At 65.8% G+C, this 26,730-nt stretch carries 26 protein-coding genes and 2 pseudogenes; 18 read left to right on the top strand and 10 right to left on the bottom strand.

What is annotated here, in order from left to right; genetic code table 11:
* Nucleotides 1-79 precede the first annotated feature (79 nt).
* The 16 genes and pseudogenes from N5C28_RS17015 to N5C28_RS16940 all read left to right on the top strand — a co-directional run.
* Nucleotides 80-685, top strand: a pseudogene (locus N5C28_RS17015) (OmpA family protein); the annotation flags it as partial.
* A gap of 155 nt (nt 686-840) precedes the next feature.
* Nucleotides 841-1,488 carry a pyridoxamine 5'-phosphate oxidase gene (gene pdxH, locus N5C28_RS17010; RefSeq protein ID WP_279824166.1) on the top strand — a complete coding sequence of 216 codons (648 nt, stop codon included), beginning with the start codon at nt 841-843 and terminating at the stop codon, nt 1,486-1,488.
* A gap of 65 nt (nt 1,489-1,553) precedes the next feature.
* Nucleotides 1,554-2,657, top strand: a complete 1,104-nt coding sequence (locus N5C28_RS17005) for a sugar diacid recognition domain-containing protein (RefSeq protein ID WP_279824164.1) — start codon at nt 1,554-1,556, stop codon at nt 2,655-2,657.
* 146 nt (nt 2,658-2,803) lie between these two features.
* Nucleotides 2,804-4,162, top strand: a complete 1,359-nt coding sequence (locus tag N5C28_RS17000; RefSeq protein ID WP_279824161.1) for a GntP family permease — start codon at nt 2,804-2,806, stop codon at nt 4,160-4,162.
* Between the two features lie 53 nt (nt 4,163-4,215).
* Entirely contained in the window at nt 4,216-5,358 is a 1,143-nt protein-coding gene (locus tag N5C28_RS16995) for a glycerate kinase (RefSeq protein WP_279824159.1), read from the top strand.
* 93 nt (nt 5,359-5,451) lie between these two features.
* Nucleotides 5,452-5,916, top strand: a complete 465-nt coding sequence (locus N5C28_RS16990) for a glycine zipper 2TM domain-containing protein (RefSeq protein ID WP_279824157.1) — start codon at nt 5,452-5,454, stop codon at nt 5,914-5,916.
* 294 nt (nt 5,917-6,210) lie between these two features.
* Nucleotides 6,211-9,003, top strand: coding sequence for a monovalent cation/H+ antiporter subunit A (locus tag N5C28_RS16985; protein ID WP_279824156.1), 2,793 nt, complete (start codon nt 6,211-6,213; stop codon nt 9,001-9,003).
* Between the two features lies 1 nt (nt 9,004).
* Nucleotides 9,005-9,334 carry a Na+/H+ antiporter subunit C gene (locus tag N5C28_RS16980; protein ID WP_279824152.1) on the top strand — a complete coding sequence of 110 codons (330 nt, stop codon included), beginning with the start codon at nt 9,005-9,007 and terminating at the stop codon, nt 9,332-9,334.
* Entirely contained in the window at nt 9,331-10,839 is a 1,509-nt protein-coding gene (locus N5C28_RS16975) for a monovalent cation/H+ antiporter subunit D (RefSeq protein WP_279824149.1), read from the top strand. Before N5C28_RS16980 ends, N5C28_RS16975 begins: the two co-directional genes overlap by 4 nt.
* A complete protein-coding gene (locus tag N5C28_RS16970; protein WP_279824146.1) occupies nt 10,836-11,333 on the top strand; it encodes a Na+/H+ antiporter subunit E in 498 nt (165 codons plus the stop codon). The genes N5C28_RS16975 and N5C28_RS16970 overlap by 4 nt, the downstream gene beginning before the upstream one ends.
* On the top strand, nt 11,318-11,587 hold the full coding sequence (locus N5C28_RS16965) for a K+/H+ antiporter subunit F (RefSeq protein WP_279824145.1): 270 nt from the start codon (nt 11,318-11,320) through the stop codon (nt 11,585-11,587). Before N5C28_RS16970 ends, N5C28_RS16965 begins: the two co-directional genes overlap by 16 nt.
* Nucleotides 11,588-11,597: 10 nt before the next feature.
* Nucleotides 11,598-11,930 carry a Na+/H+ antiporter subunit G gene (locus tag N5C28_RS16960; RefSeq protein WP_279824144.1) on the top strand — a complete coding sequence of 111 codons (333 nt, stop codon included), beginning with the start codon at nt 11,598-11,600 and terminating at the stop codon, nt 11,928-11,930.
* An 84-nt stretch (nt 11,931-12,014) separates the two neighbouring features.
* Nucleotides 12,015-12,925: pseudogene (locus N5C28_RS16955) on the top strand (DMT family transporter).
* 7 nt (nt 12,926-12,932) lie between these two features.
* On the top strand, nt 12,933-14,045 hold the full coding sequence (locus N5C28_RS16950; RefSeq protein WP_279824141.1) for a PLP-dependent cysteine synthase family protein: 1,113 nt from the start codon (nt 12,933-12,935) through the stop codon (nt 14,043-14,045).
* 17 nt (nt 14,046-14,062) lie between these two features.
* On the top strand, nt 14,063-14,551 hold the full coding sequence (locus tag N5C28_RS16945) for a GNAT family N-acetyltransferase (protein ID WP_279824403.1): 489 nt from the start codon (nt 14,063-14,065) through the stop codon (nt 14,549-14,551).
* A 34-nt stretch (nt 14,552-14,585) separates the two neighbouring features.
* The gene (locus N5C28_RS16940) at nt 14,586-14,984 is read left to right on the top strand and encodes a DUF488 domain-containing protein (RefSeq protein WP_279824139.1); all 399 of its coding nucleotides are present in this window, start codon (nt 14,586-14,588) and stop codon (nt 14,982-14,984) included.
* 28 nt (nt 14,985-15,012) lie between these two features.
* On the opposite strand, the gene N5C28_RS16935 is transcribed toward N5C28_RS16940, so the two are convergent.
* The 9 genes from N5C28_RS16935 to rimO all read right to left on the bottom strand — a co-directional run bounded on the left by N5C28_RS16935 (nt 15,013) and on the right by rimO (nt 22,323).
* A complete protein-coding gene (locus N5C28_RS16935; protein ID WP_279824137.1) occupies nt 15,013-16,629 on the bottom strand; it encodes an NAD(P)/FAD-dependent oxidoreductase in 1,617 nt (538 codons plus the stop codon).
* Nucleotides 16,630-16,722: 93 nt separating this feature from the next.
* Nucleotides 16,723-17,721 carry a type I glyceraldehyde-3-phosphate dehydrogenase gene (gap, locus tag N5C28_RS16930; protein ID WP_279824135.1) on the bottom strand — a complete coding sequence of 333 codons (999 nt, stop codon included), beginning with the start codon at nt 17,719-17,721 and terminating at the stop codon, nt 16,723-16,725.
* Between the two features lie 105 nt (nt 17,722-17,826).
* The gene (locus tag N5C28_RS16925) at nt 17,827-18,498 is read right to left on the bottom strand and encodes a hypothetical protein (RefSeq protein ID WP_279824133.1); all 672 of its coding nucleotides are present in this window, start codon (nt 18,496-18,498) and stop codon (nt 17,827-17,829) included.
* Nucleotides 18,499-18,549: 51 nt separating this feature from the next.
* Nucleotides 18,550-18,870, bottom strand: a complete 321-nt coding sequence (locus N5C28_RS16920) for a DUF2834 domain-containing protein (protein ID WP_279824132.1) — start codon at nt 18,868-18,870, stop codon at nt 18,550-18,552.
* 28 nt (nt 18,871-18,898) lie between these two features.
* Nucleotides 18,899-19,279 (bottom strand): hypothetical protein, encoded by a 381-nt coding sequence (locus tag N5C28_RS16915; protein WP_279824131.1) that lies wholly within the window; start codon nt 19,277-19,279, stop codon nt 18,899-18,901.
* A 32-nt stretch (nt 19,280-19,311) separates the two neighbouring features.
* Nucleotides 19,312-19,665 carry a hypothetical protein gene (locus N5C28_RS16910; protein WP_279824129.1) on the bottom strand — a complete coding sequence of 118 codons (354 nt, stop codon included), beginning with the start codon at nt 19,663-19,665 and terminating at the stop codon, nt 19,312-19,314.
* A 56-nt stretch (nt 19,666-19,721) separates the two neighbouring features.
* Nucleotides 19,722-20,219 (bottom strand): hypothetical protein, encoded by a 498-nt coding sequence (locus N5C28_RS16905; protein ID WP_279824128.1) that lies wholly within the window; start codon nt 20,217-20,219, stop codon nt 19,722-19,724.
* A gap of 102 nt (nt 20,220-20,321) precedes the next feature.
* Nucleotides 20,322-20,762: a hypothetical protein gene (locus N5C28_RS16900; RefSeq protein ID WP_279824127.1), complete on the bottom strand. Its 441-nt coding sequence runs from the start codon at nt 20,760-20,762 to the stop codon at nt 20,322-20,324.
* Between the two features lie 235 nt (nt 20,763-20,997).
* Nucleotides 20,998-22,323, bottom strand: a complete 1,326-nt coding sequence (rimO, locus tag N5C28_RS16895) for a 30S ribosomal protein S12 methylthiotransferase RimO (RefSeq protein ID WP_279824125.1) — start codon at nt 22,321-22,323, stop codon at nt 20,998-21,000.
* Nucleotides 22,324-22,585: 262 nt separating this feature from the next.
* Here rimO and N5C28_RS16890 point away from each other — a divergent pair, with 262 nt between their 5' ends.
* On the top strand, nt 22,586-24,445 hold the full coding sequence (locus tag N5C28_RS16890) for a potassium transporter Kup (RefSeq protein ID WP_279824124.1): 1,860 nt from the start codon (nt 22,586-22,588) through the stop codon (nt 24,443-24,445).
* Nucleotides 24,446-24,466: 21 nt separating this feature from the next.
* On the opposite strand, the gene N5C28_RS16885 is transcribed toward N5C28_RS16890, so the two are convergent.
* A complete protein-coding gene (locus N5C28_RS16885) occupies nt 24,467-25,672 on the bottom strand; it encodes a YbfB/YjiJ family MFS transporter (RefSeq protein ID WP_279824122.1) in 1,206 nt (401 codons plus the stop codon).
* Nucleotides 25,673-25,802: 130 nt separating this feature from the next.
* Between N5C28_RS16885 and N5C28_RS16880 the strand changes: the two genes are divergently transcribed.
* Nucleotides 25,803-26,681, top strand: coding sequence for a LysR family transcriptional regulator (locus N5C28_RS16880; protein WP_279824121.1), 879 nt, complete (start codon nt 25,803-25,805; stop codon nt 26,679-26,681).
* The last annotated feature ends 49 nt before the right edge of the window (nt 26,682-26,730 follow it).

Below are 26,730 nucleotides of genomic sequence, written 5' to 3'. Positions count from 1 at the left end.
CTCCGGCCACTGTTGCAGGTTTCGCCTGCAAGCTGGCCATTTGCTGGCTTTTCCAAGATTGTCTACGTGTGGATGACCGATGCTCGCTAACAAAACGATCGCCCTTGCCCTTTGTTTGCTGGTCGCAGGTTGCGCCGGTTCCGAGAAATCCAAACCCAAGCCCGTTCCCATGCCGCCTCCAGAAGTGACCCAGGCGTGGCTGGACGATTACGAGCCGCAAGTGCGCGACGCCATCAAGGACAGCCATTTCGAGCTGGAGCGTCGGGAAAACGTACTGGTCATCACCGCCCCGGTGAAAGGCACCTTCAACCCGGACCGCCCGAGCATGCTGATGCCGGTGACCCTGGGTCCGATCAGCCGCGTGGCCAAGCTGCTGGAACACGACAAGAAGATCGCCGTGCTGGTCATCGGCCATGCCGACAGCAGCGGTGCGGCTGCCCTGAACCGTGAGCTGAGCCACGAGCGCGCCCGCGCCTTCACCGCCATCTTCCGCCTGAGCGGCCTCAAGCAGGATCGCCTGATGGTCCAGGGCATGGGGTCGGACATGCCTCGCGCGGCCAACGACAGCCTCGAAGGCCGTGAACTCAACCGCCGGGTCGAGATCATCATGACCGCCCAGAACACCATGAAGGCCCTGGTCGCCCAGTACAGCCAGCCGGCGCCCGCCACCACCCCGGTGGTGGCCAAGGCCGACGAGACCAAACCCGAGAAGGGCAAGTCCGCGAAAACCACGGCTGACAAGGGCAAGGCCATTGCCGGCAAGCAAGTGGTTGTCGCAGATCAACCCAAGTAATTCGCGGCGGGGTAAGCTAGGGTCTGCCTGACTTCGAGAGCTCAGCCATGACCCAGACCCTGGCCGATATGCGCCGTGATTACACCCGCGACGGTTTGAGCGAAGCCGATGCACCGCTCGAGCCGTTCGCCCTGTTCCAGCGGTGGTTCGCTGATGCGGTGAAGACCGAGCAGCTGCCCGTCGAACCCAACGCCATGACCCTCGCCACCGTCGATGCCGACGGTCGCCCGCACTGCCGGGTGCTGCTGCTCAAGGGCCTGGATGCTCGGGGCTTCACCTTCTTCAGCAACTATGACGGCGCCAAGGGCCAGCAACTGGCGGCCCGTCCGTTCGCCGCCATGACTTTCTTCTGGCCCAGCCTGGAGCGCCAGGTGCGCATCGAAGGGGCGGTCGAGCGGGTTTCCCCGGCCGAGTCCGATGCCTATTTCCAGGTCCGCCCCCTGGGCAGCCGCCTGGGCGCCTGGGCGTCGCCCCAGAGCCGGGTGATTACCGGGCGGGAAGAGCTCGAGGAACTGCTGGCGCAGACTGAACGGCGCTTCCTGGACCAGACCCCGCATTGCCCTCCCCACTGGGGCGGCTACCGCTTGCTGCCGGACCGCATCGAGTTCTGGCAGGGGCGCCCGAGCCGCCTGCATGACCGCCTCAACTATCGCCTGCAGGGCGATACCTGGAGCCGGGAGCGCCTGGCGCCCTGATCGCCGGGTCCCTGGTTCCCGCCTGACAGGCCTACAATGGCGGCCTCGTTTTGGAGGCCGCCTGCATGCTCGAGCTCGATTCCACCCTGGCGCAGCATATCGTTGACCGCGCCATGGCCATCCTGCCCCACAACATCAATGTGATGGATGCCCAGGGCATGATCATCGGCAGCGGTGATCGTGCGCGCCTGCACACGCGTCACGAGGGGGCCCAGCTGGTGCTGGCCAACCGCCGTGTGGTGGAGATCGACGAGCAGGCCGCCGCCTGCCTGCGTGGCGTCAGGCCGGGGGTCAACCTGCCGTTGCTGCATGCCGAGCAGTTGATCGGCGTGCTCGGCATCACCGGCGCGCCGGAGACCGTCAGGCCCTATGCCGAACTGGTGCGCATGGCCGCCGAGATGCTGGTGGAGCAGCGCCAGCTCCAGGCCGAGCGGCACTGGCAGCGGCACCAACTGGAAGCCTGGTTGCGCCAGCTGTTCGATGCCGGCGTGCCGCTGGCCGCCCTCGGAGCTGAGGCCGAGCGCCTCGGTGTGCCGCTGGCCTGGCCGCGGCAGGTGTGCCTGCTGGAACTGTGTGAGGAGGGTGACCCACTGCCGCGCCAGGCGCGCCTGTTGTCCGCCTTGGCGGGCAAGAGCGAACACCTGTGCGCGCCGTTGGGGGCGCGCGAACTACTCTGGTGCCGGCCGCTGCTTTCAGGGCGCGGCGACGGCGCCTGGCTGGCCCAGGCCGACGAGCGTGACTGGGGCGTGCATCGCCTGCTGGTCAGCGACCCGCTGCACAGCTTGAGCGATCTGCGCGAGGCCTGTCTGGCGCTGCGTGACCTGCAGGCCTACGGCCGGGCGCGTCACCCCGAGGTGCGCCTGCTGCGCCTGGAGGAACAGCGCCTGCCCACGCTGCTGTATGCGCAGCGCCACAGCTGGCTGCTGCAGGGGTGGCTGGCACCGCTCAAGCAGATGCTGGCCCAGGACAGCAACGGCAGCCTGCGCGAAACCCTGGAAGCCTGGTGCCTGCACGACGGCCAGGTACAGGCCTGTGCCCAGGCCCTGGGTATCCACCGCAACACCCTGCGTTATCGCCTGGAACGCATCGCGGAGCTGAGCGGCGTCGACCTGACGCGGCTCGACCAGCGCCTGCAGCTGTCTCTGGGTGTCGGGTTGCTGGAGCGCTGATGGCAGGTTGACTGTGCGTGCGCACAGGAAATCGGTCTTTTGCTACTGTCCGTTGGTGCGCAGGCACAGAGCGTTGCCGTTGGGCCTGAGTGACAATGGGCCGCCAACTGGCACTTCACACCCATAACAACAACGAGGAGACCGGCATGCTTCTGGTCCTGATTCTGGTGGCGCTGATCGCGTTCATCGTGCTGTCCACTACCCGCCTCAAATTGCACCCCTTCCTCGCCCTGCTGGCCGCTGCCTTCATCGCCGGCTTCGCGTACCAGGTTCCCCACGGCGAAATCGTCAAGACCATCACCGCCGGCTTTGGCGGCATCCTGGGTTACATCGGCATCGTCATCGTGCTCGGCACCATCATCGGGGTGATCCTCGAGCGCAGCGGCGCGGCGATCACCATGGCGGAGACCGTGATCAAGTTGCTCGGCGAGCGTTTCCCGACCCTGACCATGTCGATCATCGGCTACCTGGTCTCGATCCCGGTGTTCTGCGATTCCGGCTACGTGATCCTCAACTCCCTGAAGAACGCGCTGGCGGCCCGGATGAAGATTTCCGTGGTGGCGATGAGCGTGGCCCTGGCCACCGGCCTGTACGCCACCCACACCTTCGTGCCGCCGACGCCGGGTCCGATTGCTGCCGCGGGCAACCTGGGGCTGGATTCCAGCCTGGGCCTGGTGATCGCCGTGGGCTTGCTGGTGTCGTTCGTCACCGCGCTGGCGGGGATGTGGTGGGCGAACCGTTTTGTCGGCAAGGACATTGCCCTGGAAGACGACGGCCTACCTCTGCCGGCCGAGGAAGATTTCGCCGAACTCAAGGCGCGCTACGGCACCCTGCCGACGGCGTTCCAGGCGTTTGCTCCCATCTTCGTACCGATCGCGCTGATCTGCCTGGGTTCGGTGGCAGCGTTCCCCAGCAAGCCGCTGGGAGAGGGCGCGTTCTTCTCCATGCTGGCGTTCCTTGGCCAACCGGTCGTCGCGCTGCTGGTCGGTCTGGCGCTGGCTTGCACATTGCTCAAGGGCAAAGGCAAGCGTCAGCAACTGCATGATCGGGTGGCCGAGGGGATTCTTTCTGCCGCGCCGATTCTCCTGATCACCGGTGCCGGTGGTGCGTTCGGCGCCATGCTGAAGATCACCCCGCTGGGCGATTACCTGGGGACCACGCTGTCGGCGCTGGGCATTGGCCTGTTCATGCCGTTCGTGGTCGCCGCTGCGCTGAAGACCGCCCAGGGTTCCACCACTGTGGCCCTGGTGACCACCTCGGCCCTGGTGGCGCCGCTGCTCGGCCAGCTGGGCCTGGACAGCGAAATGGGCCGTGTGCTGACCGTCATGGCGATCGGTGCGGGCGCGATGACTGTTTCCCACGCCAACGACAGCTTCTTCTGGGTGGTGACCCAGTTCAGCCGCATGACCGTCGCCACGGCCTATCGCGCGCAGACCGTTGCTACGCTGATTCAGGGCGTGGTCGGTATCCTCACCGTCTGGCTGCTGAGCCTGGTGCTGCTGTAATCCGCTCTATCGCGGGGCGCCTGCGGGCGCCTCGCTGCCTCCGAGGTCGATCTATGAAAATCGTTATTGCCCCTGATTCGTTCAAGGAAAGCCTGAGCGCCCCGGATGTGGCTGCGGCCATCGCCAAGGGCTGGGCCCAGGTGTTTCCCGAGGCCGAGCTGTGCTTGCGGCCGATGGCGGACGGCGGCGAAGGCACCGTGGATGCCTTGCTTGCCGCCACCGGCGGCGAGCGCCGCGAGTTGCAGGTCAGCGGCCCGCTGGGCGCGCCGGTCCAGGCGCACTGGGGCTGGCTCGACGGCCAGACCGCAGTCATCGAGATGGCCGCGGCCAGCGGCCTGCACTGGGTGCCGCGTGAGCAGCGCGACGCCACCATCACCAGCAGTTTCGGCACCGGTGAACTGATCCGCGCCGCGCTGGACGAAGGCGCCCAGCGCATCATCCTCGGCCTGGGCGGCAGCGCCACCAACGACGGCGGCGCCGGCCTGTTACAGGCCCTGGGCGCGCGCTTCCTCGATGCCGACGGACAGGTACTGGCACCCGGTGGTGCGGCGCTGGCCGGTCTGGCCCGGGTCGATCTGTCGCAACTCGATGCGCGTCTGGGCACGGTGCAGGTGGACGTGGCGGCGGATGTCGACAACCCGCTGTGCGGGCCGCGCGGTGCGTCGGCGGTGTTCGGGCCGCAGAAGGGCGCCGATGCCCGTCAGGTCGAGCTGCTGGATGCCGCCCTGGGGCACATGGCCAAGGTGGTGGCCGCGGCCCTGGGCAAGGATGTCAGCGAAGAGCCGGGTGCTGGTGCTGCCGGCGGCCTGGGTTTTGCTGCCAAGGCGTTCTTCGGCGCGCGTTTCCGTCCTGGCATCGAACTGGTGGCCGAACTCTCCGGCCTGGCCGAGAGCATGGCGGGTGCCGACCTGGTGATCACCGGCGAAGGCCGGCTCGATGCCCAGAGCCTGCACGGCAAGACGCCGGTGGGTGTCGCCCGGGTGGCCCGGGCTGCCGGCGTTCCGGTGATCGCCCTGGCGGGCAGCCTGGGCGAGGGTTACCAGCGTGTGTACGAGGTCGGTATCGAGGCCGCGTTCAGCCTGACGCCCGGTCCCGTGACCCTGGAGCAGGCCTGTGCGACCGCCGCCGACGAGTTGCAGGCGCGAGCCGCCGATATCGCCCGGGTCTGGAACATGGCGCAACAGCTTCGTCCCTGAGGATCGGAACCCGAATCGTCTATTGTTTTCTACAGTCGTGACATCTCGGGCCGCGGCCGGTCTAATGGAATCATATCCACTGGAGGAATCACTATGCGTAAACCCTCTCTGCTCCTCGTCTCCTTCGCGGCTATGGCTCTGTTGCTAAGCGGGTGCCAGTCCAGCCTGACGGGCGATACCTATACGCGCGACGAAGCGCGCACTGTCCAGACCGTGCGCATGGGCACCATCGAGTCGTTGCGACCGGTGAAAATCGAGGGCACCAAGACGCCCATCGGCGCCGGTGCCGGTGCGGTGGTCGGCGGCGTGGCCGGTAGCGGTATCGGCGGTGGGCGCGGCAGTGCCGTGGCAGCGGTGATCGGTGCCGTGGCCGGTGGCCTGCTCGGTGCCGCGACAGAAGAGGGCATCACCCGCACCCAGGGCGTGGAAATCACCGTGCGCGAAGACGACGGCACCATGCGCGCCTACGTCCAGGAAGTCGAAGAGAACCAGGTGTTCCGTGTCGGCGAGCGGGTTCGCATCCTGACCGTGAACGGCACCAGCCGCGTCTCTCACTGACCGGTGAACGAGCCGGATCAGCGCAGGCTGATCCGGCTTTTTATTGCCCGTATTTTTTCAGTCGCTCGGGCCGTCGAGAACGCCATGCGAAAAAAGCCGGGAGTTTTTCGTAATAGTTCTATTCATGACCTTAGATTGATAGGTATGGATAATCGTCGATTGACTCGATTCCAGGAACGGCATCGAGCAGGTTGCAGTCAACTGAGCTGCGCTGAAACGAGGGTGCGCCAACAGAGGTGTACAGGCTAACGGACCGCCGCAACAGACCGGTGGGCATACAGAGGAGTTACGTGTATGACGCTTGCGCTGATCGTCGCCTTGCCATTTCTGGGCATGTTTTTGCCACTGCTGGTCGAGCGTCAGGGACGCCTGGCCTGTGGCGCAGCGGCGGCGGTCGCACCCCTGGCGGCGCTGATCCTGTTGCTGATGCAACTGCCGAGCGTGTTCGAGGGCGAGGTGCTGCTGGCCAGGGTCGACTGGCTGCCTGCCCTGGGCCTCAACCTCAGCCTGCGCCTGGATGGCCTGGGTTTCCTGTTCGCGCTGCTGATCCTCGGCATTGGTCTGCTGGTCATTCTCTACGCCCGCTACTACCTCTCCCAGCAGGAGGCCATGGGGCGCTTCTTCGCCTTCCTGCTGCTGTTCATGGGTGCCATGCTGGGTGTGGTCCTCTCGGAAAACCTGCTGCTGCTGCTGATGTTCTGGGAGCTGACCAGCCTCTCCTCGTTCCTGCTGATCGGTTTCTGGAGCGGCCGCTCGGATGCTCGCCGCGGTGCGCGCATGGCCCTGGCGGTGACCGGAGGAGGGGGCCTGGCGCTGCTGGCAGGCATCCTGCTGGTGGGGCATATCGTCGGCAGCTTCGAGCTGAGCGAGGTGCTCGCCGCCGGTGACCTGATCCGCGCCCACGACCTGTACCCGGTGGCGTTGGTGCTGATACTGCTGGGGGTATTCACCAAGTCCGCGCAGTTCCCGTTCCACTTCTGGCTGCCCTACGCAATGGCGGCGCCCACGCCGGTCTCGGCCTATCTGCACTCGGCGACCATGGTCAAGGCCGGGGTCTTCCTGCTGGCGCGGCTGTACCCGGCACTCGCCGGCTCGGAGTGGTGGTTCTACCTGGTCAGCATGACCGGCCTGCTGACCCTGGTGGTGGGCGCCTGCATGGCGCTGTTCCAGCACGACCTCAAGGGGTTGCTGGCGTACTCGACCATCAGCCACCTGGGGCTGATCACCCTATTGTTCGGCCTCGACACCCAGCTGGCGGCGGTGGCCGCAGTGTTCCATATCATCAACCACGCCACCTTCAAGGCTTCCCTGTTCATGGCCGCCGGGATCATCGACCACGAGACGGGCAGCCGCGACATGCGGGTCATACGCGGCCTGTGGCGCTACATGCCACACACCGCCTTGCTGGCGATGGTCGCGGCCTCGGCGATGGCCGGGGTGCCGTTGCTCAACGGCTTCCTGAGCAAGGAGATGTTCTTCAACGAGACCCTCAACCAGGACCTGCTCGGCGGCTTCAACTGGGTGATCCCGGCGGCCGCGACCCTGGCCGGGGTGTTCTCGGTGGCCTATTCGCTGCGCTTCATCCATGACGTGTTCTTCAATGGCCAGACTACCGACCTGCCGGTCTACCCGCCCCACGAGCCGCCGCGCTACATGAAGATCCCGGTGGAAATCCTGGTCTTCCTCTGCCTGCTGGTGGGGGTGGTGCCGGTCTATACCATCGCCCCGTTGCTGGCGGCCGCGGCCTCGGCCAGCCTGGGCGGCGAGCTGCCGGCATACAGCCTGGCGATCTGGCACGGTTTCAACCTGCCGCTGATGATGAGCTTCGTGGCCCTGGCCGGCGGCGTGCTCCTGTACGTGTTCCGCACCCCGCTGTTCCGCTGGTACGAAGGGCTGCCGGACATCGATTCGACCGAGGTCTTCGAGCGGGTCATGACCCGTCTGGGTAACGCCTCCCGTGGTCTTACCGGTCACCTGGAAAACGGCTCCCTGCAACGCTACCTGGCCTGGATGCTGGGCGGCGCGGCGGTGCTGGTGATCGTCGCCCTGGGGCCTCTGCGGCCGTTGACCGGCAGCGCCGGGCTGACGCCCCTGGACGGGATCACCGCGCTCGGCATGTTCATCCTGATGGCCACCGCCGTGTGCACGGTGATCTTCCACCGCCAGCGCCTGGTGGCCCTGCTGATCTTCAGCGGCGCCGGGCTGATGGTGGCCCTGCTGTTCGCACGTTTCTCCGCACCGGACCTGGCCCTGACCCAGGTGTCGGTGGAGGTGGTGACCATCATCCTGCTGATGCTGGCGGTGTTCTTCACCCCCGACATGACCCCCGTGGAGTCCAGCAGCCTGCGCGCCCTGCGTGATTTCCTGCTGGCCGGCGCCACGGGCATCCTGGTGGCCCTGCTGGTCTATGCGGTGCTCACCCGGCCCTACGACAGCATCGCCTCGTTCTTCCTCGAAAACAGCGTGTCGGGCGGTGGCGGGACCAACGTGGTGAACGTGATCCTGGTGGACTTCCGCGGCTTCGATACCCTGGGCGAGATCTGCGTCCTGGCGATCGCCGCGGTCGGCATCTACGCCTTGCTGCATGGCCTGCACCTGCCGCACCCGGACCGCGACCTGAACGGCCGCCCCTGGTCGCCCGACAGCCACCCGATGATTCTCGACAAGCTGTCGCGGGTGATCCTGCCCCTGGCGCTGATGGTCTCGGCGTTCATCTTCCTGCGCGGGCACAACCTGCCCGGCGGCGGCTTCATCGCCGGCCTGATCACTGCGGTCGCGCTGATCCTGCAGTACATCTCCCACGGCGTGACCTGGACCGAGACCCGCCAGCCATTCAGTTACCACGGCATCGCCGGCAGCGGCATCCTCATCGCCGGGCTCACCGGCCTGGGCAGCTGGGTGTTCGGCTTCCCGTTCCTGACCTCGGCCTTCGATCATTTCCACATTCCGCTGATCGGCGAGATCGAACTGGCCACGGCGCTGCTTTTCGACCTGGGGGTCTACCTGGCGGTAGTCGGGGCGACCTTGCTGATCCTGTCCAACATCGGTCACGTCGGGCAGGACGAATCCTTCAAGGAGGTGGAGTGATATGGAAGCGTTATATGCCATCACCCTGGGCGTGCTGAGTGCCAGTGGGGTCTACCTGTTGTTGCGCGCCCGGGTGTTCCCCGTGGTGCTCGGCCTGACCCTGATTTCCTACGCGGTGAACCTGTTCCTGTTCGCCATGGGGCGCCTGGGCAGCGGCGGCGCGGCGGTGATCGGCGTGAGCCGCGAATACGCCGACCCGTTGCCCCAGGCCCTGGTGCTGACCGCCATCGTCATCGGCTTCGCCATGACTGCGTTCGTGGTGGTGCTGTCTCTGCGTGGGCAGGGTGAGTTGAAGACGGATCACGTCGACGGCGAGGAGCCTCGCGGATGAATCATGTGTTGATCCTGCCCGTCCTCCTGCCGATGTTCATGGGCGCGCTGCTGCTGGTTGCCCACCGCCTGGGCAAGCCGGCCAAGCGCGTCCTGTCGCTGGCGGCGACCTTCGCGCTGCTACCGATTGCCGCCTACCTGGCCCTGCTGGCAGGGGACGGCGAGCTGCGGGTGTACGCCCTCGGCAACTGGCAGCCGCCGTTCGGCATCATCCTGGTGCTCGACCGCCTGAGCGCCGTGCTGTTGCTGGTCACCTCGGTGCTGGCGGGGTTCTCGGCGCTGTACGCGACCCGCGGGGACGATGAGCGCGGCCCCAATTTCCATGCGCTGTTGCAGTTCCAGCTCCTGGGCATCAACGGCTCGTTCCTCACCGGTGACCTGTTCAACCTGTTCGTGTTCTTCGAAATCCTGCTGATTTCCTCCTACGCCCTGCTGGTGCATGGCAACGGTGCGGCGCGGATCAAGGCGGGCCTGCACTACGTGGTACTGAACCTGTTGGGCTCGTCGTTCTTCCTGATCGGCGTGGGCCTGCTCTACGGCCTCACCGGCACGCTGAACATGGCCGACCTGGCGCAACGCGTGGCCGCCGCCGATCCCGAGCAGGCGCCGTTGCTGGCCGCGGCCGCCTACCTGCTGCTGATAGTGTTCGGCCTCAAGGCGGCGATCCTGCCGTTGTACTTCTGGTTGCCCAGGGCTTACGCCGCTGCCAGCGCACCGGTGGCAGCGCTGTTCGCGGTCATGACCAAGGTCGGCCTGTACGCGATCCTGCGGGTGTTCACCCTGGTCTTCGGCGCGGAGGCGGGGGCCCTGGCCAACCTGGCCCACGGGCTGCTCTGGTGGATGGCGGCCCTGACCATCATCGCCGGGGTGATCGGTGCCCTGGCGGCGCAGCAGCTCCAGCCACTGCTGGGGTATCTGGTGGTGGTGTCGGTAGGCACGCTGCTGGCGGGCATCGCCCTGGGCAGCGCCGATGGCCTGGCAGCCGCGCTCTATTACCTGGTGCACAGCACGCTGATCACTGGGGCGCTGTTCCTGCTCGCCGACCTGGTGGTACGCCAGCGGGGCGAGGTGGGCGGTGACCTGACCCAGGCACGGGCGGTGAGCCAGCCGTTGCTGCTGGGGACTCTGTTCTTCGCCGCGGCGATTTCCGTGGCCGGCCTGCCGCCGTTCTCCGGCTTCATCGGCAAGCTGCTGTTGCTCACTGCCGTGCCCTCCGGTCCGCAGGCGCTGGTGCTGTGGCCGATCCTGCTGATCGGCGGCCTGGGCATGCTGATCGCCCTCAGCCGGGCGGGCAGCACCCTGTTCTGGCGGGGCGATACACCGCCTGCGGAGGCGAGCGGCATCCGCTGCGACGGTGGGCGCCTGCTGGCAGCCGGTGGCCTGTTGCTGGCCAGCGTGGCCCTGGTGGTCGCTGCACAGCCGGTGCTGGCGTACCTGCAGGCCACGGCCGAGCAATTGCTGACGCTGCAACCCTATCTGTCCATCGTTCGTGGAGGTGGCGAATGAAGCGCTGGTTACCGCACCCGGTCCTGAGCCTCCTGCTGCTCCTGCTCTGGCTGCTGCTGGTCAATACCGTCAACCCGGGGCAACTGCTGCTGGGGGCCTTTCTCGGCTGGCTGATTCCGCTGGTCACGCGCCATTTCCTGCTCGACGTGCCGCCGGTGCGCAAGCCGATCGCCCTGTGCCTGTTCATGGCCAAGGTGTTCTACGACATCGTGGTGGCCAACCTGCATGTCGCCCGCCTGGTGCTCGGGCCGCCGCACCGGCTGCGCCCGGCGTTCGTCGAAGTGCCGATGGCGATCGAGCACAACTTCGTGCTGGCGGTGCTGACCAGCATCCTCTCGCTGACCCCCGGCACCGTCTCGGCCGGGCTCAGCGCCGACCACAAGACCCTGCTGCTGCACGGCCTGGACATCCCGGACGAAGACGCGCTGATCGCCGCGCTGAAGGAGCGCTACGAAACCCCGCTGCTGGAGATATTCGAATGCTCGCCTACGTGATTCCCTTCGCCCTGTGCCTGCTCGGTCTCGCCGCGGTGCTGAACGTCCTGCGCCTGATTCGCGGGCCGAGCCTGCCGGACCGGGTGCTGGCGCTGGACACGCTGTACATCAACGGCCTGGCGCTGATCGTGCTGTACGGCATCTGGCTGCAATCGGACCTGTTCTTCGAAATCGCCCTGCTGATCGCGGTCATGGGCTTCGTCAGTACCGTGGCGGTGTGCAAGCACATGCTGCACGGCGACATCATCGATTGAGGAGCGCCCCATGCCATTGTGGATCGAACTGCTGGTTTCCCTGTTCCTGATCATCGGCAGCGTGTTCGCGCTGATCGGTGCCATCGGCCTGTACCGCCTGCCGGATTTCTACACCCGCCTGCACGGCCCAACCAAGGCTACAACGCTCGGCGTGGGAGGCGTGCTGATCGCCTCGATGATCTTCTTCGCCGGCAAGGACGGCAGCGTCAGCCTGCATGAACTGCTGATCACCCTGTTCCTGTTCATCACCGCGCCGGTCAGCGCGCACATGCTGGCCAAGGCCGCGATCCAGCAACAGGTGCGCCTGGACAAGCGCACCCGCGGGCAGCCCTGGGACTCCTGACCCGTTCAGTTTTGCTCGGTCACTGTGCCTGTCTGTACCGAGCATCTCGCTCTAGACTGATGGTTTGAACGGCGAGTGGTGACTATGAGCGGGCAGGGAAGAACACTGGCGGTCGTCTGCCTGGTGGTGGCCATGGCCCTGTGGGGCAGCTCGTTCATCGCCCTGAAGCTGGCCTTCGCCGAACTGCCACCGCTGTGGGTGATCTTCGGGCGCATGCTGCTCGGCAGCCTGATCTTCCTCCTGGCCTGGCCTGGCGCTGGCGCGGCCGCATCGAGTACCGCCGCGGCGACTGGAAGTACCTGCTGGCCCTGGCGGCCTGCGAACCCTGCCTGTATTTCATCTTCGAAGCCCTGGCGCTGCAGAACACCAGCGCTTCCCAGGCCGGCATGATCACCGCGCTGCTGCCGCTGCTGGTGGCGGTGGGCGCTTTCGTCTGCCTGCGCGAGCGCATCAGCCGCACCACCCTGGCGGGTTTCCTGCTGGCGGTGGTGGGGGCGGTCTGGCTGAGCCTGTCGGGGGAGGCGGACGAACACGCCCGCAACCCGCTGCTGGGCAACTTCTACGAATTCCTCGCGATGCTCTGCGCCACCGGCTACACCCTGCTGCTCAAGCGCCTGTCCGAACGCTATTCGGCGTTCTTCCTGACAGCGATGGTGGCGTTCGTCGGCAGCGTATTCTTCTTGCCCCTGGCGGCCTGGACCGCACCGTTCCCCACGCAGATCAGCCCACTGGCCCTGGGCGCGGTGATCTACCTGGGCGTGATCGTCACCGTGGGCGCCTATGGTCTGTACAACTACGGCGTGAGCCGGATGCCGGCTAGCCAGGCGTCCGGGTTCGTCAACCTGATTACGGTGTTCACCCTGCTGTTCGCCATGCTGCTGCTCGGCGAAAGCCTGAACACCGTGCAACTGCTGGCGGCCGCCCTGGTGTTCGCTGGGGTGGCCCTGAGCCAGTGGCGCAGCGCGCCGCCGGTACCGGCCGGTATTCTGGATTGAGGGAGGCATGACCATGATCTGTTCGCGTACCTGGGCCCGTGAGGCGGTGCGTATCATCGAGGCGGATTTCCAGCGTAGCGCCGATACCCACCTGATTCCCCTGGCCTTGCCCGGTTTTCCGGGCGTCGAGCTGTATTTCAAGGACGAGTCGAGCCACCCTACGGGCAGCCTCAAACACCGACTGGCGCGCTCGCTGTTCCTCTACGCACTATGCAACGGCTGGCTCAAGCCCGGTGCGCCGGTGATCGAGGCCTCCAGCGGCTCCACGGCGATTTCCGAGGCGTACTTCGCGCGGCTGCTGGGCCTGCCGTTCATCGCGGTGATGCCGGCCACCACGTCCCAGGAGAAGATCGCCCAGATCGCCTTCTACGGCGGCCAGAGCCACCTGGTGCAGGACCCGACGCAGATCTACGCCGAGTCCGAGCGCCTGGCCCGGGAAACCGGCGGCCACTTCATGGACCAGTTCACCTACGCCGAACGGGCGACCGATTGGCGCGCGAACAACAACATCGCCGAATCGATCTTCCAGCAATTGCGCTGCGAGCGTTACCCCGAGCCGGCGTGGCTGGTGTCCAGCCCCGGCACCGGCGGCACCCTGGCGACGCTGGGGCGTTACGTGCGCTACCGCCAGCACGGCACCCGGGTGTTCTGCGCCGATGCCGAACGCTCGGTGTTCTTCGATTACTACCGCAACGGTGACGCCAGCCTGACCCTGGCCTGCGGATCACGGATCGAGGGCATTGGCCGGCCACGGGTCGAAGCCTCGTTCCTGCCGTCGGTGATCGATGCCATGTGCAAGGTACCGGATGCCTGGTCCCTGGCGGCCATGCAGTACCTGGCCCAGCGCCTGGGGCGGCGCGTGGGCGGCTCCAGCGGCACCAACCTGATCGGCGCCCTGCGGGTCGCCCAGCACATGCAGGCCGCGGGCGAATCGGGCTCGGTGGTGGCGATTCTCTGCGACAGCGGCGAGCGCTACGCCACCACCTATTACGATGACCACTGGCTGCACAGCCACGGTTTCGCCCTCGCACCCCTGACGGCAGCGGTGGCCAATTGCGCGGAGCGGGGCGTGGCCTTGCCGGTCGAACTGGCCACCGCGGGCTTGGGAGAGCAGGCGTGAGTGAGTTGAACATTCGGATGGCGGTGCCGGGCGATATCGAGCGCCTGTGCAGCCTGATCCTGGAACACGGGCCCAACCCCTGGAATCACCTGCCGCCCGACGAGGTGAGGGCGCACCTGAACGGCATCGCCGATGGCGGCGTGCAGGCCGTGCTGGCGGAGCGGGACGGGGAAATCGTGGGCTTCGTCAGCTACCAGCGTTCCCGTCATTTCGCGCGTTATCAGCCGCCGACGCGGCGGGACAGCGAACATGCCTATATCTGCGAGGCGGTCACGCACCGGGCCGTGGCCGGGCAGGGGTTGGGTTCGCGCTTGCTGAACCAGGCAGTGGCAGGCTTGGTCGAGCAGGGTATCGCCGACATCTACATCGACCGCCATGAAGAGAATGCCGCCTCGGCCGGCATGATGCGCAAGGCCGGCTTCGTCGCGATCGACACCTATACTGACCTGCAGCGCCGGCCCAACGGTTCGCGCCGGACCACGGTGTGCTGCTTCCGCGTGGCCTGAGCTTCTGGCCGGCACCCCAGGGTCAGGAGGACGGATGATTCGATGCAAGCGGGTATACGAGGCGCCGGAGCCCGAGGATGGGCAGCGGGTGCTGGTGGATCGCCTATGGCCACGGGGCATCGCCAAAGCGGCGGCGCACCTGGATGACTGGGTGCCGGCAGTGGCACCCTCGACGGCATTGCGTCGCCAGTTTGGTCATGACCCGGCCGCGTTCGACACCTTTCGCACCCGCTACCGCAGCGAGCTGGCAGGGCACCCTGAGCATTGGCAGGGGCTGCTGGCGCGGGCCCGAAACGGTACGCTGACCCTGCTGTACGCCGCCCGGGACACCCGCCTGAACAACGCCCAGGTGCTGGCCGACTTCCTCGAAGACGAGCTGGACCGCAGTGGCGAGTCCAGCTCGCCGGTGTGCTACGCCGACCGCTTCCCGTAACATCCCGGCCAGTCCGGGCGAGCGGGGCTCAGTCTTCGGCGATGCCCAGCATGTCCCGCGCCACGGCTTCGGCTACGCGGATGCCGTCGACGCCGGCGGAAAGGATGCCGCCGGCATAACCCGCCCCTTCACCCGCCGGGAACAGGCCCTTGACGTTGAGGCTCTGCAGGCTCGCATCACGGGTGATGCGCAGCGGCGACGAGGTGCGGGTCTCGATACCCGTCAGCACTGCATCGTGCAGGTCGAAGCCCTTGATCTGCTTGCCGAAGGCCGGCAGCGCTTCGCGGATCGCCTCGATGGCGAAGTCCGGCAGCGACGGCGCCAGGTCACCCAGCTTCACCCCCGGCTTGTACGAAGGCTCGACGCTGCCCCACTTGCTGGATGGCCGGCCGGCGATGAAGTCGCCCACCAGTTGCCCCGGCGCCTCGTAGGTGCTGCCGCCGAGGATGTAGGCATGGGATTCCAGGCGCTCCTGCAGCTCGACACCGGCCAGCGGGCCACCCGGGTAATCCTGCTCGGGGGTGATGCCGACCACGATGCCGGCGTTGGCGTTGCGCTCGTTGCGCGAGTACTGGCTCATGCCGTTGGTGACGACCCGGTTTGGCTCGGAGGTCGCCGCCACCACCGTACCGCCCGGGCACATGCAGAAGCTGTAGACCGAGCGGCCGTTCTTGGCGTGGTGCACCAGCTTGTAGTCGGCCGCGCCCAGTTTCGGGTGGCCGGCGTACTTGCCCAGGCGCGCGCGGTCGATCAGCGACTGCGGGTGCTCGATGCGGAAACCCACCGAGAACGGCTTGGCCTCCATGAACACGCCTCGGGCATGGAGCATGCGGAAGGTGTCGCGGGAGCTGTGGCCCAGGGCCAGGATCACGTGGCGGCTGAGGATCTGCTCATCGTTGTCGAGCACCACGCCGCGCAGTTGGCCGTCTTCGATCAGCACATCGCTGACCCGCTGCTCGAAGCGCACTTCACCGCCCAGGGCCTTGATCTCTTCACGCATGGTGGCGACCACGCCGGTGAGGCGGAAGGTGCCGATGTGCGGCTTGCTGACGTAGATGATTTCCTCCGGCGCACCGGCCTTGACGAACTCCTGCAGCACCTTGCGACCCAGGTGCTTGGGGTCCTTGATCTGGCTGTACAGCTTGCCGTCGGAGAAGGTCCCGGCGCCGCCCTCGCCGAACTGCACGTTGGACTCGGGGTTGAGCACGTTCTTGCGCCACAGGCCCCAGGTGTCCTTGGTGCGCTGGCGCACTTCCTTGCCGCGCTCCAGCACGATGGGCTTGAGCCCGGCCTGGGCCAGGATCAGCGCGGCGAAGATGCCGCACGGGCCGAAACCCACCACCAGCGGCCGCTCCTCGAAACCGGCAGGCGCCTGGCCCACCGGCTTGTAGGCGATGTCCGGGGCGACGGCGAGGTGGCGGTCGTTGCTCAGGCGGGCGAGCAGGGCGGCTTCGTCGCGCACCTCGAAATCGATGGTGTAGATGAACTGCAGCTCGCTGGACTTCTTGCGCGCGTCGTAGCTGCGCTTGAACAGGGTGAAGGCCAGCAGTTCGCTGTCGTCGATGCCCAGGCGTTCGACCAGGGCCGGGCGCAGGGCATCGTCAGGGTGATCGAGGGGCAGTTTCAGTTCGGTGATGCGCAGCATGGGACGGTTCTCTCAGGGCCGGTGGCAACCCGGCAATGGGTAAAAAGGCGGCGATTATACGCGCGATTGCCGGGTGGGCGGCGAGCAGAACCGTCAGGGGTGCAGCCAGGCCTGGGTGACATCCAGCATGCGGTTGGCGAAGCCCCACTCGTTGTCGTACCAGGCCAGCATCTTCACCAGCTCGCCCTGGACCCGGGTGTGGTTGAGGTCGACCACGCAGGACAGCGGGTAGCCATTGAAGTCGCAGGACACCAGCGGCAGCTCGTTGCACTCCATCACGCCGTCCGGCAGGGCTTTCGCGCCGTCCTGCACCAGGGCGTTGAGGGCCTCGCGGCTGCACGGCCGCTCGGCGGTGAAGGTCAGGTCCAGCAGCGACACGTTGGGCGTGGGCACGCGCACCGACAGGCCGTCCAGGCGCCCGGCCAGCTCCGGCAGCACCAGGCCGATGGTCTTCGCCGCGCCGGTGCTGGTGGGGATCATCGACACCGCGGCCGCGCGGGCGCGGTAGAGGTCACTATGGGTCTTGTCGAGCAGGTTCTGGTCGTTGGTGTAGGCATGCACCGTGTTGACCAGGCCCTGGCGGATGCCGACGCCCTCGTGCAGCACCTTGGCCAGGGGCGCCAGGCAGTTGGTGGTGCAGGAAGCATTGGACACGATCTGCTGGCTGCCGAGTTGTTCATGGTTCACGCCGTAGACCACCGTCAGGTCGGCGCTGTCCAGCGGGTGCGAGAGCAGCACGCGCTGGGCGCCGGCGGTCAGGTGCTGTTCGACCTGGGCGCGGCTCTTGAGCTTGCCCGAGCATTCCAGCACCAGGTCGATACCCAGCCGGTTCCAGGGCAGATCGATCACTTCGCGCTGGTTGAGCAGGTGGATCGGCTGGCCGTTCACCTGCAGCAGGTCGTCGTGCAGGCTGATGTGGCCGCCGAAGCGGCCGAAGGTGGAGTCGAAGCGGGTCAGGTGGGTGAGGGTCGGGTAATCGCCCAGGTCGTTGATCGCGACCAGGTGGATCTTCTGTTCCAGCTGGCGCTCGAACAGGGCCCGCAGCACTGCACGGCCGATACGGCCATAGCCATTGATTGCAACGCGTAGCATCTGTCATTCCCCCGTGTCTTTTCTTCAAGCGTAGGACGGCAGGGGAGCGGGTGCGGCGGCAAACTGTGTAAGGGTGTGTAGGCGCCTCGCTGGAGGCGCCGCGGATTACTCGTTGCGGGCGCCACCGAAGTAGGCGCAACCGCGCATGACTTCGCCGTTCAGGCGCAGCTCGGCGGACAGGTGCTGCACCGCGCCGCTCATGTCATTGACGCAGCGCTGCGGCGCCACCCACAACTCCAGGCGCTGGCCATTGGCTTCGCTGGTGAGGTTGAAGCGGCTGTCGGGCAGCTGTTCTTCCAGGTAGGGCAGGGCGAGCGGTGCCTGGCCAGGGCGGTTGAGCACCAGGCCCTTGCCGCTGACCGACACGCTCCAGAACGGCTCCTGGCCGCCGGCTTGCAGGGTGGTGCGTTTGAAGTTCGGATCATCGCAGCCCTGGCCTTCGGCCTGCACGCGGTAGACCTGGGTGAGGGCCAGCTGGCCGTCCACGTTGGACTGCTTGCTGGCAGTCATGCGCCCACGCACATCGGCGAACAGCACGTCGGCACCGTCGGCGAACAGCCCCGCCGCTTCCCGCGCGATACCGGTGGTGCCGTCGTTGGCGATCAGGAAAGTGCGCTGCTCCAGGCACGGGCGGAACAGCAGTTGTCCGGCTTGCAGGCGCAGCTCGCCTTGCTGACGGATCAGATCGGCCGACGCCGTGTCCGGTTGGTCCTTGAAAACCTGGCAGCCAGCGAACACGGGCAGCAGGGCGATGATGAGCGGGCGGTACAGGCGCATCGGGGAAGGTCTCCTGGCAAGAGCGGCCACGTTACCGGCCCCCGGAAGCGATCACAAGTCAGTGCGCGCAGGTGCCGGCCAGTTGCGCAGCACCAGGTACAGCAGCGGGCCGACCGACACGAACACCAGGGTCAACAGCAGGTACGGCACGACGGCCAGGGTGGGTTTGCCCCGGCCCCGGTTGTCCTGAACCATCCACGCGCAGGCCAGGCCGGCCATGATGTACAGGTCGATCACCACCTGGGCGGTGTCCGCGCTGGCCATGAGCTGCAGGCCGAATTGCAACAACGACTGGTCGGCCTGGGCCATGACCAGCAGGGTATACGCGCTGAAAGCGATCAGGATCGCCAGCGGCAGCAGGACGTTTTTCATGGGTCTTCCTTGATGGGTAAACGGAGGATCAGTCGCGGCAGAAGCCTTCGCCCAGCTGGATCACCAGGCAGTTCTGCTTGTCCAGCAGCCACTTCATGCCGGTGGCCTCGCCATCGCCGGCCCGAATCGTCTCGGTCTTGCCGTCACGCACGAACTGGATGCCGTCCGCCTGCTCGGTGCCCTGGTAGGTGGCTGGCCCGTCCAGCGAGTGAACGGTGACCTCCACGCCGCCGGCGTTGGGCGTCAGGTCCAGCAGCGTGCCTTCCGGTCCGGTCCAGCGGCCCTGCCATTGGCTGGCGAGCGGTGGAGTGTCAGGCGTGGCTTCGGGGTTCGGTGGTGTGGATTGTTGGCAGGCGGCCAATGTGCTCAGGCTCAGAATGGCCAGGAGGCGGGAGGGCTTAAGTTGCATGAGGGCTCCTTGGAGGGCGATCAGGCGATGGGTTAACGCTGATCCTGTTCGACGACCATTAAACATAGGGCGCTGTCGTAGACAAGGCCGACGATTTCCTCTGGATTGCCGTGTTTCCGGTACCAGTCCGAGGAATCCCTGGTGTTCGTGACAGGCACATAGTCATTGAAACTGCCCATGCCACCGAAGACCTGTCGAACCGAACAAGACAGGCTGTTGAGCGTGCTCTGATCAAAGCCGTTGGTAAGCAAGTGGTCGGTGGTATGCAGGCAGCGCTCGAAGTGGTCCCGCCAGTGGGTGGGCTTGTCGAGTCGTAGCAGTTCGCACAGCGAAGCAAGGGCTGCCTGTAGTGATTCGAGTTGTTGGGGACGGAGGTTTGTTGCCATCGATGATCTGGTACACCGTGTACAGCACTTAGTGTGGGCGAGTGTTTTCGTTGAGTCTAATCCGCGATGCAGAAGGCTGGCTCCATTCCATTGGAAATGGATGAACCAAGCCATACTCCAGGTCCGCACCCGTAAAAACGGCCTGAAGTTACCCATCCCTCATCCAGAGTAGTGGGTTCATTATTCTGGAAATTCACTTTTTCGTATTCTTTACATACGGGCAGTTTTAATGGAATTGGTACTATTGCCCATAAGGTAGCACCACACCACTTGCGCTCTGACTTCAACGTTATATCGCCATTGACAGGATGGTCGCTTTCGCTCCAGCGGTGCTTGACTCCGTTGGTGTAATAAATATCGGAGGCTTTTGATGTTTTTGATTGCTGGGCGTCCGTGTGAATACCTACGCACCCGCCAATACTTATTAGGAGAGCAAGTAATGTTAGGGTTTTCATGATGATCCAGTTCTTTGATCTGAAGCAAACCTCGATCAGCAAATTTGCACTCAGGAACGGTCTGGGTGATGCGATCAGGACGTTCAGTGGGAGGGGCATGTTCAACATCCTTGTGGGTCGGTACGAGGTTGATCGAGGCGGGCTCCAGCCCACCTCAACGTAAGAAAGAGGCGTCGATAGTTTGAATACGGTGGCAGCGCGTTATAACGCCGGCTTTTCTTCCAGTGTTTTCAGGTCGTCGATCGCGTACATAAAGCCGCTGATCTTGCCTTGTTGATAGCTGGATTCCTGGCAATAGTTGTAATCATTGCGCGTCGCCGGGTCTTCATCCAGCACTGCCCGGGTGTTTGGCTTGGCGTTGAAGAACAGCGTCGAATAGTGGTCGGCGGTGCGCTGTTCTGGCTGCTTCTCGAGAATGGCCTCCAAGTGGCTGTTCCACATGCTCATGTACGTGTATTTGAAGCCGTCTTCAAAGGCGGTGAGGTCGCACGCATTGGCAATGTCCTGCTGTTTCAGTGCAACGACCTGGGTGTGTCCCGATGGGTCTCCAATCGTCACTGCTTTTTCATTCTTGTTCGGTTGCGCAGCACAGCCCGTCAGAAGGACTGCAGCCAGTAGAAGGGGGATGGTTTTCTTGAACATGTGAACGATTTCTCCTTGAGTGGCAATTAAGCACATGATCTTCGGCGCTGTGTGGTTGTTGCCGAGATCTCCTGGTGGGGCGGCAGTATGCCATTGGGCGGGGCGCTCAGTTCCGCTTTATACCGTGGTCGTAGTCTGAAACGCGCGTGGGCAAGACCATTCCTACAGAGATATGCCGTCCTGGGGGCATAAAAAAGCCCCGCATGGGCGGGGCTTCTTGTCGTGCACGAGCGGGTCAGACCAGCTCTGCCCACATGTCGTATTCGTCGGCGTCGACGATCCGTACGCGCACTTTGTCGCCGGGGGTGAGGTCGGTGCTGGGGATGAAGACGCTGCCGTCGATTTCCGGGGCATCGGCGTAGCAGCGGGCCACGGCGCCCTGGTCGTCGACTTCGTCGATCAGGACGTCCATTTCCTTGCCGACCTTCAGTTGCAGGCGGGCGGTGCTGATGGCTTGCTGGTGGGCCATGAAGCGGTCCCAGCGGTCCTGCTTGACGTCGTCCGGGACGATGTCCACGTCCAGGTCATTGGCAGGCGCGCCTTCAACCGGCGAGTACTGGAAGCAGCCGACGCGGTCGAGCTGGGCTTCGGTCAGCCAGTCGAGCAGGTACTGGAAGTCTTCTTCGGTCTCGCCGGGGAAGCCGACGATGAAAGTCGAGCGGATGGTCAGTTCCGGGCACTGCTCGCGCCAGGACTTGATGCGCGCCAGGGTGCGGTCTTCGAAGGCCGGGCGCTTCATCAGCTTGAGGACGCGCGGGCTGGCGTGCTGGAACGGGATATCCAGGTACGGCAGGATCTTGCCGGCGGCCATCAGCGGGATCAGCTCGTCGACGTGCGGGTAGGGGTAGACGTAGTGCAGGCGGACCCAGACGCCCATGCTGGAGAGTGCTTCGCACATCTCGGTCATGCGGGTTTTCACCGGGCGGCCGTTCCAGAAGTCGGTCTTGTACTTCACGTCGACGCCATAGGCGCTGGTGTCCTGGGAGATGACCAGCAGCTCCTTGACCCCGGCCTTGACCAGGCGCTCGGCTTCGCTGAGCACTTCACCCACCGGGCGGCTGACCAGCTTGCCGCGCATGGACGGGATGATGCAGAAGCTGCAGCTGTGGTTGCAGCCTTCGGAAATCTTCAGGTAGGCGTAGTGGCGCGGGGTCAGCTTGACGCCTTGCGGCGGCACCAGGTCGATCAGCGGGTTGTGGTCCTGGCGCGGCGGCACGACTTCGTGCACGGCGTTGACCACCTGCTCGTACTGCTGCGGGCCGGTGACCGACAGTACGCTGGGGTGCACGTCACGGATGCTCCCTTCTTCGACGCCCATGCAGCCGGTGACGATAACCTTGCCGTTTTCCTTGATGGCTTCACCGATCACTTCCAGGGACTCGGCCTTGGCGCTGTCGATGAAGCCGCAGGTGTTGACCACCACGACGTCGGCGTCCTGGTAGGTCGGGACCACCTGGTAACCTTCCATGCGCAGTTGCGTCAGGATGCGTTCGGAGTCCACAAGGGCCTTGGGGCAGCCAAGTGAAACGAATCCGACTTTGGGCGTGGCGGGGGTGGACATGCGGCGAACCTCGGGGCGTATACGGTGGATGCCGGGCGCTAGGGGCGCCTCTGATCAAAAAGTGCGCAATTCTAGCGGCGGATTGCCGGCTTGACCAGTGCCATCGTGCAGCCTGGTGGCCGGGGCAATTCCTTCTATATTGAGGAAGAGTCGCCCCCCGACCCTCTCTGGCGGAGCAGGATGCGACGAAATCCGGCGAGAGGGCTGCCAACCGATGTCAGGGATTGCCGAAGAGCATGCAGGACAGGCGCCCGAGCGCCATGTGCGGTCGCCCGTCGCCTTGCTGGTGGCGGCGGTGGGGGTGGTGTACGGCGACATCGGCACCAGCCCGCTGTATACCCTCAAGGAGGTGTTCATCGGTGGCTATGGCGTGCCGGTGAACCACGACGGCGTGCTGGGTGTGCTGTCGCTGATCTTCTGGGCGCTGCTGTGGGTGGTGTCGCTCAAGTACGTGCTGTTCGTGCTGCGCGCCGACAACCAGGGCGAGGGCGGGGTGATGGCGCTGACCACCCTGGCGTTGCGCTCGACCCTGGCCTACCCGCGGCTGCGTGCGGTGCTGGTGGTTGTGGGCCTGTGCGGCGCCGCGCTGTTCTATGGCGACAGCATGATCACTCCGGCGATTTCCGTGCTGTCGGCGGTGGAGGGGCTGCAGATCGCCTTCGACGGCATCGATCACTGGGTGGTGCCGATCTCTTTGGTGGTGCTGATTGGCCTGTTCCTGATCCAGAAGCACGGCACCGAGCGCATTGGCATCATCTTCGGCCCGGTGATGGTGCTCTGGTTCGGCGTGCTGGCGGGGCTGGGCCTCTATGGCATCTGGCAGCAGCCGGAAGTCCTGCGGGCGATGAACCCCGGCTGGGCCGTCGGCTTCTTCATCGCCCACCCGGGTATCGGCATGGTCATTCTCGGCGCGGTGGTGCTGGCGTTGACCGGTGCCGAAGCGCTGTATGCCGACATGGGGCACTTCGGGCGCAAGCCGATCGCCCGGGCCTGGTTCATCCTGGTGCTGCCGGCGCTGCTGCTGAATTACTTCGGCCAGGGCGCGGTGATCCTCGGCAATCCCGAGGCGGCGCGTAACCCGTTCTATCTGTTGGCTCCGGCCTGGGCATTGCTGCCCTTGGTGGGGCTGGCGACCCTGGCCACGGTGATCGCCTCGCAGGCGGTGATTTCCGGGGCGTTTTCCCTGACCCAGCAGGCAATCCAGCTGGGCTACGTGCCGCGCATGTTCATCCAGCACACCTCCCGCCACGAGCAGGGGCAGATCTACATCGCTGGGGTCAACTGGGGGCTGATGGTCGGGGTGGTGGCCCTGGTGCTGGGCTTCGGTTCGTCCGGGGCGCTGGCCTCGGCCTACGGGGTGGCCGTGACCGGCACCATGCTGGCGACCTCGGTACTGATGAGCGTGGTCGTGGTGCTGCTGTGGAAGTGGCCGCCGCTGTTGGCCGTGCCGTTGATGGCCTGCTTTATCCTGGTGGATGCGCTGTTCTTCGCCGCCAGCCTGCCCAAGGTGGTGCAGGGCGGGGCGTTTCCGGTGCTGGCCGGGATCGTGCTGTTCGTCCTGATGACCACCTGGAAGCGCGGTCGCCAGTTGCTGGTGGAGCGTCTCGACGAGTCCAGCTTGTCCTTGCCGGACTTCATCGCCAGCCTGCGGGTGCAGCCGCCGCACCGGGTGAAGGGCACGGCGGTGTTCCTGACGGCCCGCAGCGACGCGGTGCCCCGGGCGCTGCTGCATAACCTGTTGCACAACCAGGTGCTGCACGAGCAGGTGGTGCTGCTCACGGTGCTCAGCGAGGACACGCCTCGGGTGGAGCCGCAGCGCCGTTTCGAGGTGGACGCCTATGGCGACGGCTTCTTCCGGGTGGTGCTGCACTTCGGGTTCATGGAGGAGCCGGATGTGCCCGAGGCGCTCAGGCTCTGCCACCTCAATGAGCTGGTCTTTACCGCTTCGACCAGCACCTACTTCCTCAGCCGTGAAACGGTGATCCCGTCGAAGGTGGTCGGCATGGCCATCTGGCGCGAGGCACTGTTCGCCTTCCTGTTGAAGAACGCCAACGGCAACCTGCGCTATTTCAGGCTGCCGCTGAACCGGGTGATCGAGCTGGGCACCCAGGTGGAAATCTGAAGGGCTGCCCGGGACGCCTCTTTATGCCTCGGTCGCCGTTCGTCTGGCGGCCAGCAAGCCAGGTAGTTCCAGTGCCAAAGCCAGCATCAGGGCGACCATCGCCACGCCGAACAGCCAGGCGTAGTGCCCGCCACTGGCGGCGAACAGCGCGGAATAGCCATAGCCGGCCAGCGCCTGGCAGGTGGCGAACGACACCGTGGCGCGACTCCAGGTCGCGTTCTGTTGCTGAGGCACGGCGATCAGTTGGTGCACCCGGGCCAGGCCCAGTGGCACGATGCCGGGCGGGAACGAGCCGATCACCACCGCCGCCATGCCCAGGACGTACAGGTTGCTCGCTTCCAGCAGCACGCCGAGCGCGGCGAGCTGGGCCAGCAACAGCAGGCGAATGGCCCGCTGCGCACCCAGCCTGTCGGCCAGAAAGCCATAGACCACCGGCCCGGCGATGGCGCCGATGCCGTACAGCGTCCAGATCACCGCCCCGCTGTGGGTGCCGGCACCCAGGCCGCGGCTGACGTAGTCGACCAGGAAGATCATCGGTGCCACCAGCCCCACCGCCATCAACCCGTATTGGGCGAACAGCAGCCGCACCCCGTTCGATGGCGGTGCTGGGGGCGCGTCCGGTGCAGCCAGGTGTGGCGTGTGATCGGCCGGCCAGCCGCGCCAACTGCTTGCGGTCAGCAGCAAGGCCACCAGGCCGAGTCCGATCCAGGCGTGCAGCAGGCCGAAGGACAGCAGCAACGGCACCAGGGTGCCAGAGCCGGCAATGCCCAGGCCGAGGCCGAGAAAGATGGCGCCGCTGGCCAGGCCGCGTCGGCTCGCGCTCACGTAAGGCAGGATGGCGCCCGCGGTCAGCACCATGATCGTGCCGCCGGCGACCCCCGACAGCAGGCGCCAGGCAAAGAACCAGGCCACCGACAGCGGCGTGGCGCAGGCAAAGAACGACAGGGTCACCAGCAGCATCATGCCGCGCAGCACCGTGGCGTTCGACGCGCGTGCCGCGAGTGGGCGCCCGACCAGGGCGCCGATCAGGTAGCCCACCAGGTTGGCAGCGCCCAGGTAGATCACGGTCGAGGCGGAAAACCAGTGGGCCTCGATAAGGGCCGGCACCAGGGGGGTGTAGGCAAAGCGGGCCAGGCCGATGCCGATCAGGCTGGCGCACAGGCCGGCCCAGAGCGGCAGCCATAAGGAAACCGGGGTGGTGCCGGTGGTGGATGCCTCGCTGTTCATGTCGCCCCTTGCGCCCGCTGCACGGGCCTTGATCGATTCTCGGGGCGATCATAAGTGGCTTGACCGCTGAAGTAGTGCAGCGTTATCAAGGCTCACGGATGCAAATTTGCATCACTGCCGGAGCGCTGCGATGAACTGGGACGATGCACGGATATTCCTCGCCCTCTGCCGTGAAACCACGCTGCGTGGCGCAGCCCGGGTATTGGGCGTGGACCAGGCTACGGTCGGCCGCCGGCTGCTGTCGCTGGAGCAGGGGCTCGGTGCCACGCTGTTCGTGCGCACCTCCAGTGGCTACAGCCTCACCGCCGCGGGCGAGGTGGCGATGGCGGCCGCTCTTAATATGGAGGCCTCGGCCGCCGAGCTGCAGCGGCAACTCCTCGGCATGGACGAGCGCATGAGCGGCGAGGTGCGGATCACCACCACCGAATCCTTTGCCCTGGCCTTCGTGATTCCTGCTATCGCCGAGCTGCGGCAGCAGCACCCGGGCATCGAAGTAAAACTGCACGCCTCGGTGCAGATGCTCAACCTGAACAAACGCGAAGCCGATATCGCCGTGCGCAACCTCAAGCCGGAAAACCCCGACCTGATCGTGCGACGTGTGGCGCGCTGGAGCAGCGCCATCTTCGCGTCGGCCGGTTACGTGGCGGCGCGGGGCATTCCCGAGCCGGGTACGGCATTCAGCGGTCACGACCTGGTGCTCTACCAGCCGTACCTCGACAGCGGCAAGGACGTGACCCTGGCCAACGAACCGATTACCCACGGACGGGTGGCCATGACCTGCACATCGGGCCTGCTGGTGCGCAGCGCACTGGGTGCCGGTGTCGGCATTGGCGAGCTGCCGGTGCCGCTGGGGGAGCGGGACGGCCTGACCAGGCTGTGGCCCGAGCGCGAGCGCTTTCCCTATGACATCTGGCTGGTCACCCACAAGGACGTGCGGCACACCGCTCGGGTGCGGGTGGTGATCGAGGCGATTGCCGCTGCCTTTGCCGCGGCCACGGCGCAGCCCTGAACCTGTTCCGGAAGAGAGCTGGGAAGGGGGCTGGACGTTTTTTGGGGCG

The sequence above is a fragment of the Pseudomonas sp. GD03944 genome (assembly GCF_029839275.1).
GTDB lineage: Bacteria > Pseudomonadota > Gammaproteobacteria > Pseudomonadales > Pseudomonadaceae > Aquipseudomonas.
Note: the sequence above shows the minus strand (reverse complement) of the source record. Positions and strands in the feature narration are given on the sequence as shown.

Bases quoted from the DNA above. Each gene is read 5' to 3' on its own strand.
- gap (WP_279824135.1), bottom strand. From the start codon at position 17,721: ATGCTACGCGTTGCAATCAATGGCTATGGCCGTATCGGCCGTGCAGTG.
- N5C28_RS16970 (WP_279824146.1), top strand. From the start codon at position 10,836: ATGAAGCGCTGGTTACCGCACCCGGTCCTGAGCCTCCTGCTGCTCCTG.
- N5C28_RS17005 (WP_279824164.1), top strand. From the start codon at position 1,554: ATGCTCGAGCTCGATTCCACCCTGGCGCAGCATATCGTTGACCGCGCC.
- N5C28_RS16945 (WP_279824403.1), top strand. From the start codon at position 14,063: ATGGCGGTGCCGGGCGATATCGAGCGCCTGTGCAGCCTGATCCTGGAA.
- N5C28_RS16950 (WP_279824141.1), top strand. From the start codon at position 12,933: ATGACCATGATCTGTTCGCGTACCTGGGCCCGTGAGGCGGTGCGTATC.
- N5C28_RS16915 (WP_279824131.1), bottom strand. From the start codon at position 19,279: ATGCAACTTAAGCCCTCCCGCCTCCTGGCCATTCTGAGCCTGAGCACA.
- N5C28_RS16925 (WP_279824133.1), bottom strand. From the start codon at position 18,498: ATGCGCCTGTACCGCCCGCTCATCATCGCCCTGCTGCCCGTGTTCGCT.
- N5C28_RS16995 (WP_279824159.1), top strand. From the start codon at position 4,216: ATGAAAATCGTTATTGCCCCTGATTCGTTCAAGGAAAGCCTGAGCGCC.
- N5C28_RS16885 (WP_279824122.1), bottom strand. From the start codon at position 25,672: ATGAACAGCGAGGCATCCACCACCGGCACCACCCCGGTTTCCTTATGG.
- pdxH (WP_279824166.1), top strand. From the start codon at position 841: ATGACCCAGACCCTGGCCGATATGCGCCGTGATTACACCCGCGACGGT.
- N5C28_RS16965 (WP_279824145.1), top strand. From the start codon at position 11,318: ATGCTCGCCTACGTGATTCCCTTCGCCCTGTGCCTGCTCGGTCTCGCC.
- N5C28_RS17000 (WP_279824161.1), top strand. From the start codon at position 2,804: ATGCTTCTGGTCCTGATTCTGGTGGCGCTGATCGCGTTCATCGTGCTG.
- N5C28_RS16880 (WP_279824121.1), top strand. From the start codon at position 25,803: ATGAACTGGGACGATGCACGGATATTCCTCGCCCTCTGCCGTGAAACC.
- N5C28_RS16920 (WP_279824132.1), bottom strand. From the start codon at position 18,870: ATGAAAAACGTCCTGCTGCCGCTGGCGATCCTGATCGCTTTCAGCGCG.
- N5C28_RS16935 (WP_279824137.1), bottom strand. From the start codon at position 16,629: ATGCTGCGCATCACCGAACTGAAACTGCCCCTCGATCACCCTGACGAT.
- rimO (WP_279824125.1), bottom strand. From the start codon at position 22,323: ATGTCCACCCCCGCCACGCCCAAAGTCGGATTCGTTTCACTTGGCTGC.
- N5C28_RS16990 (WP_279824157.1), top strand. From the start codon at position 5,452: ATGCGTAAACCCTCTCTGCTCCTCGTCTCCTTCGCGGCTATGGCTCTG.
- N5C28_RS16910 (WP_279824129.1), bottom strand. From the start codon at position 19,665: ATGGCAACAAACCTCCGTCCCCAACAACTCGAATCACTACAGGCAGCC.
- N5C28_RS16905 (WP_279824128.1), bottom strand. From the start codon at position 20,219: ATGCCCCTCCCACTGAACGTCCTGATCGCATCACCCAGACCGTTCCTG.
- N5C28_RS16980 (WP_279824152.1), top strand. From the start codon at position 9,005: ATGGAAGCGTTATATGCCATCACCCTGGGCGTGCTGAGTGCCAGTGGG.
- N5C28_RS16975 (WP_279824149.1), top strand. From the start codon at position 9,331: ATGAATCATGTGTTGATCCTGCCCGTCCTCCTGCCGATGTTCATGGGC.
- N5C28_RS16900 (WP_279824127.1), bottom strand. From the start codon at position 20,762: ATGTTCAAGAAAACCATCCCCCTTCTACTGGCTGCAGTCCTTCTGACG.
- N5C28_RS16985 (WP_279824156.1), top strand. From the start codon at position 6,211: ATGACGCTTGCGCTGATCGTCGCCTTGCCATTTCTGGGCATGTTTTTG.
- N5C28_RS16940 (WP_279824139.1), top strand. From the start codon at position 14,586: ATGATTCGATGCAAGCGGGTATACGAGGCGCCGGAGCCCGAGGATGGG.
- N5C28_RS16960 (WP_279824144.1), top strand. From the start codon at position 11,598: ATGCCATTGTGGATCGAACTGCTGGTTTCCCTGTTCCTGATCATCGGC.